The organism is Streptomyces sp. NPDC051173 (genome assembly GCF_040689515.1).
Classification (GTDB): Bacteria; Actinomycetota; Actinomycetes; order Streptomycetales; family Streptomycetaceae; genus Streptomyces.
Genome location: NZ_JBFBBD010000145.1, coordinates 1 through 5,078, shown reverse-complemented (window position 1 = coordinate 5,078; position 5,078 = coordinate 1). Strand labels below are relative to the sequence as shown.

Genomic DNA, 5,078 nt, shown 5'->3' with positions numbered 1-5,078 from the left:
CAGTTGGCAGCGCACAAGTACTCGGCGGAACTGAAGGGTCGCAAGGGGAAGTCACCCAAGGAGAACTTTGACTGGTGGAACAAGCAGCCCCAGGCCCGGGGCGGAGCCCCGGCCGCGGCGGAGCCGCGCATCAGATGCTGTGGGAAGGGGCGGGGCTGGGGAACAAAACCCGCCCCCTACCCCCGGTAGATCGCCTCGATCTCGTCCGCGAAGTCCTTCGCCACGACGTTCCGCTTGAGCTTCAGGGACGGCGTCACATGGCCCGACGCCTCCGTGAACTGGGCGGGCAGGATGCGGAACTTGCGTACCGACTCCGCCTTCGAGACCGCCGCGTTGCCGTCGTCGACGGCCTTCTGCACGGCGGCGAGCAGGTCCGGGTCGTCCGCCAGCTGGGCCGGGGTCGTGCCGGCCGGCTTGCCGTTGTCGGTGAGCCAGCGCGGGAGGAAGTCCTCGTCGAGGGTGATCAGGGCGCCGACGAACGGGCGGGCGTCGCCGACGACCATGCACTCGGCGATCAGGGCGTGCGCGCGGATGCGGTCCTCGATCACCGCGGGGGCGACGTTCTTGCCGCCCGCGGTGACGATGATCTCCTTCTTCCGCCCGGTGATCGTGAGGTAGCCGTCCTCGTCGAGCGTGCCCAGGTCGCCGGTGTGGAACCAGCCGTCGGAGAGCGCCTCCTCGGTGGCGGCCTCGTTGTTCCAGTAGCCCTGGAAGAGGTGCTCGCCGTGCAGCAGCACCTCGCCGTCGTCGGCGATCCGGACGACCGAGCCGGGCAGCGGCTGCCCGACCGTGCCGATCTTCTGCCGGTCCCAGGGGTTGAAGGCGGTGGCCGCGCAGGACTCGGTGAGGCCGTAGCCCTCCAGGACGGTGAAGCCGATGCCGCGGTAGAAGTGGCCGAGGCGCTCGCCCAGTGGCGCGCCACCGGAGATCGCGTGGGTCGCCCGGCCGCCGAGCACCGCGCGCAGCTTGCCGTAGACGAGCCGGTCGAAGATCGCGTGCTTGATCCGGAGCCCCAGCGACGGCCCGCCGGGGCCGTCCATGGCGCGGCTGTACGCGATGGCCGTGTCCGCGGCCCGGTCGAAGATCTTGCCCTTGCCGTCGGCCTGGGCCTTGGCGCGCGCCGAGTTGTAGACCTTCTCGAAGACGCGCGGCACGCCGAGGATCAGCGTGGGCCGGAAGGCGGCGAGCTCGTCGGTGAGGTTGCGGATGTCCGGCACGCAGCCCAGCTTGATGGGCGCGAGCACCGCCGCGATCTCGACCAGCCGCCCGAAGACGTGGGCGGTGGGCAGGAAGAGCAGCACGGAGGAGTCGCCCGTGCGGAACAGCGGCTTGAGCCGCTCCACGGCGTTGCCGCACTCCACGAAGAAGCTGCGGTGGGTCAGCACACAGCCCTTGGGGCGCCCGGTGGTGCCGGAGGTGTAGACGATGGTCGCGGGCGAGTCGGCGCCCGCGAGCGCGCTGCGCTCGTCGACCTCCTCGTCGCTCAGCCCTTCCCCGGCCGCGCCGAGACGGCCGACGGCGTCGTCCTCGATACGCCAGACGTGCCGCAGCTCCGGGAGCCGGTCCTTGACGGACTCGACGGCGCTCTCGTGCGCCTCGGTCTCCACGACGCAGGCGACGGCCCCGGAGTCGCCGAGGATCCACTGGATCTGCTCGGCCGAGCTCGTCTCGTACACCGGCACGGTCACCGCGCCCGCGCTCCAGATGGCGAAGTCCAGCAGCGTCCACTCGTAACGGGTGCGCGACATCAGCCCCACGCGGTCGCCCGGCCGGACGCCCGAAGCCATCAGTCCCTTGGCCGCGGCCCGCACCTCGGCGAGGAAGGCGGCGGCGGTGACGTCCTCCCAGCGGCCGTCGACCTTGCGGCCTATGACGGCGACATCGGGGCGCTGCGCGGCGTTGCGGCGGATCAGATCCGTCAGGTTTCCGTCCGCGGGGACCTCATAGAGGGCCGGAAGGCTGAACTCGCGCAAGACTGCTGCTCCTCGTCGGGCGCCGGCGCCGCCGCGTCTTTGAGGGGCGCTGCGTCGGCTGCGGTCCATGTCAGGCAAGGGGGGTATTGGACTGCCCGGACGTTACCCACCAGTACGGCTTTCGAATAGGGGTGGCGCTCAGATGTTCTGTGCGTCACACGCCACCGGACCGCCTTCCGAACCCTAGCCCCTCCGCTTGGTGACCGGGAAGTAACCGCAGGTCGGCGACCTTCCGGAGGGCCGCCCGCAGAGCCTAGGGTGATCGGCATGCGAGGTGGCTTCAGAGTTCACGTGGTCAGCGATGTGCACGGCAACAGCGAGGGGCTCGCACGGGCGGGCGACGGCGCCGACGCCGTGGTCTGCCTCGGCGACCTCATCCTCTTCCTCGACTACGCGGACCACTCGCGCGGCATCTTCCCCGACCTCTTCGGCGTCGAGAATGCCGACCGCATCGTGGAGCTGCGCACCGCCCGCCGCTTCGAGGAGGCCCGTGAGCTGGGCCGGCGCCTGTGGGAGGGCGTCGACCGCGACGCGGCCATCGAGTCCGCGGTCCGCAAGCAGTACGCCGAACTCTTCGCCGCCTTCCCCACCCCCACCTACGCCACCTACGGCAACGTCGACATCCCCCGGCTCTGGTCCGAGTACGCAGCACCCGGCACCACCGTCCTCGACGGGGAGCGCGTCGAGATCGGCGGCCGCGTCTTCGGCTTCGTCGGCGGTGGCCTGCAAACGCCCATGCGGACGCCCTTCGAGATCGGCGCCGAGGAGTACGCCGCCAAGATCGAGGCGCTCGGCGACGTCGACGTCCTCTGCTCGCACATCCCGCCCGACGTGCCCGAACTCTGCTACGACACCGTCGCCCGCCGCTTCGAGACCGGCAGCGCCGCCCTGCTGGAGGCGATCCGCGCCACCCGCCCCCGCTACGCGCTCTTCGGCCACGTCCACCAGCCCCTCGCGCGCCGGATGCGCATCGGTGCGACCGAGTGCGTCAACGTCGGCCACTTCGCCTCCAGCGGTACACCCTGGGTGCTGGAGTGGTGACGCGCGCCGGGATGTAGCCTTCACCGGCAGGCATACGAGGCGGCGGGACCGGTACGGAGGAGCCACGGAGATGGCGGAACACACCAGCTCGAGCATCACGATCGAGGCGTCCCCGGCCGAGGTCATGGCGGTGATCGCAGACTTCGACCGCTACGCGGAGTGGACCGGGGAGGTCAAGCAGGCGGAGGTGCTCGCCAAGGACGAGCAGGGCCGCGCCGAGCAGGTGCGCCTCGTCCTCGACGCGGGCGCGATCAAGGACGACCACACGCTGGCCTACAGCTGGCCCGCGGAGAACGTCGTGAGCTGGTCCCTGGTCAAGTCCCAGATGCTGCGGCAGCTCGACGGCTCGTACAGCCTGGAGCCGGAGGCCGGCGGCAGCCACACCAAGGTGACGTACCAGCTCACCGTCGACGTCAAGATCCCCATGCTCGGGATGATCAAGCGCAAGGCGGAGAAGGTCATCATCGACCGGGCGCTCGACGGTCTCAAGCAGCGGGTGGAGAGCGGCGCCGCGAAGTCCTGAGCCCGCCCCCGTGCCCGGCGGCGGTGGTTCCCAGGCTGCCGGGCACGCACTTCAGCCCGTCCGGCGTTTGAGGACGCTCCCGAAGGGAGCTCCCGCCGCAGGCGGCAACGGCGCCGCACCACACCAGGAGAAACCCTTGCGCACGGTCCTCGTCACCGGCACCGGCGGCGCGGGCCGCACCACCACGGCCGCGGCCACGGCGCTCACCGCCGCGCGGCGGGGCCGGCGCGTCCTGCTGCTCACCACCGACCGCGGCCCCGCGCCCGACACCGTGCTCGGCACCGCCCTGCCCCAGCGACCCGCGGACGGCACGGCCGGTGCGCCCTGGGCGGAGCCCGTCCAGGCGGCCCCCGGCCTGTGGGCCGCCCGCGTCGCCACCGGCGAGCACTTCCAGGACCGCGCCCGCGACCTCCAGGAGCGCGGCGCCTCCCTCTTCGACCTCCTCGGCGCCTCCCCCCTCGACCCCGAGGAGCTCACCGAACTCCCCGGCGCCGAGCCGCTCGCCGTCCTCGCCGCCCTGCGCGCCGCCCACACCGCCGCCGCGTGGGACCTGCTCGTCGTCGACATGCCCGCCGCGCACGAGACCGTGCGCCTCCTCGCCCTGCCCGAGCAGCTGCGCCGCTATCTGCGGCGGCTGCTGCCCGCCGAGCGGCAGGCGGCCCGCGCGCTGCGGCCGATGCTCGCCCAGCTGGCCGGGGTGCCGATGCCCGCGCAGCGGCTGTACGAGACCGCGGAGCGCTGGGAGGCCGAACTCGCCGCCGTCCAGGACGTCGTCGAGGCGGGCGGCACGACCGTGCGCCTCGTCGCAGAACCCGGGCCGCTCGCCGTCGAGGCACTGCGCCTCGCCCGCGCCGGACTCGCCCTCCAGGGCTGCCGGGTCGACACCCTCGTCGCCAACCGCGTGCTCCCCGCGGGCGACGGCGGCGACTCCTGGCTGGCCGGGCTCGTCGCGGAGCAGCGGACCGCCCTCAAGGCGCTCCACGAGGAGTACCTCATCGACGGCGTCACCGTCTGTGAACTCCCGCACCTCGGCCGTGACCCCCGCGGTCAGGAGGACCTCGGTGCGCTCGTCGACGCCGCCGTGTCGACGACCATCGGCGGCGAGGGCGGCACCGTCGGGATCATCGAGGGCGAGGGCCTGGCCGACGAGCTCGACGGCTGGCCCGCCACCGGCTCCGAGCCCGACGCCTGGACCGTGGAGGACCGGCTGGCCACCGACGGCGTCCTGCTCTGGCGGCTGCCGCTGCCCGGCGCCGACCGCGACGCCCTGGACCTCATACGCCGGGGCGACGAACTCATCGTCGGCGTCGGCCCGTTCCGCCGCGTCCTGCCGCTGCCGTCGGCGCTGCGCCGCTGCACCGTCTCCGGGGCCGGTCTGCGCGACGGCGCGCTGTGCGTGCGCTTCACCCCCGACCCCGCCCTGTGGCCGCGGACTCCGTGAACGCCGTTACCGGGTCTCTTGCAGAAAGCCCCGGCGTTCATGCCGGGGATGAATGCATCTCAGGACTGCTCTGACGTGCACCTCAGAGCGGACGTTTTTG

General features: G+C 72.5%; 4 protein-coding genes. 3 read left to right on the top strand and 1 reads right to left on the bottom strand.

What is annotated here, in order from left to right:
- Nucleotides 1-176 precede the first annotated feature (176 nt).
- Complete coding sequence (locus AB0435_RS33825) at nucleotides 177-1,973, bottom strand: AMP-dependent synthetase/ligase (protein WP_366006611.1); 1,797 nt, start codon at nucleotides 1,971-1,973, stop codon at nucleotides 177-179.
- A gap of 267 nt (nucleotides 1,974-2,240) precedes the next feature.
- On the opposite strand from AB0435_RS33825, the gene AB0435_RS33820 reads away from it, so the two are divergent.
- From AB0435_RS33820 to AB0435_RS33810, 3 genes are all read left to right on the top strand, one after another.
- Nucleotides 2,241-3,014, top strand: coding sequence for a metallophosphoesterase (locus tag AB0435_RS33820; protein WP_366006610.1), 774 nt, complete (start codon nucleotides 2,241-2,243; stop codon nucleotides 3,012-3,014).
- A gap of 70 nt (nucleotides 3,015-3,084) precedes the next feature.
- Complete coding sequence (locus AB0435_RS33815; protein ID WP_366006609.1) at nucleotides 3,085-3,537, top strand: SRPBCC family protein; 453 nt, start codon at nucleotides 3,085-3,087, stop codon at nucleotides 3,535-3,537.
- Between the two features lie 136 nt (nucleotides 3,538-3,673).
- Complete coding sequence (locus AB0435_RS33810; protein WP_366006608.1) at nucleotides 3,674-4,978, top strand: ArsA-related P-loop ATPase; 1,305 nt, start codon at nucleotides 3,674-3,676, stop codon at nucleotides 4,976-4,978.
- Nucleotides 4,979-5,078: the final 100 nt, after the last annotated feature.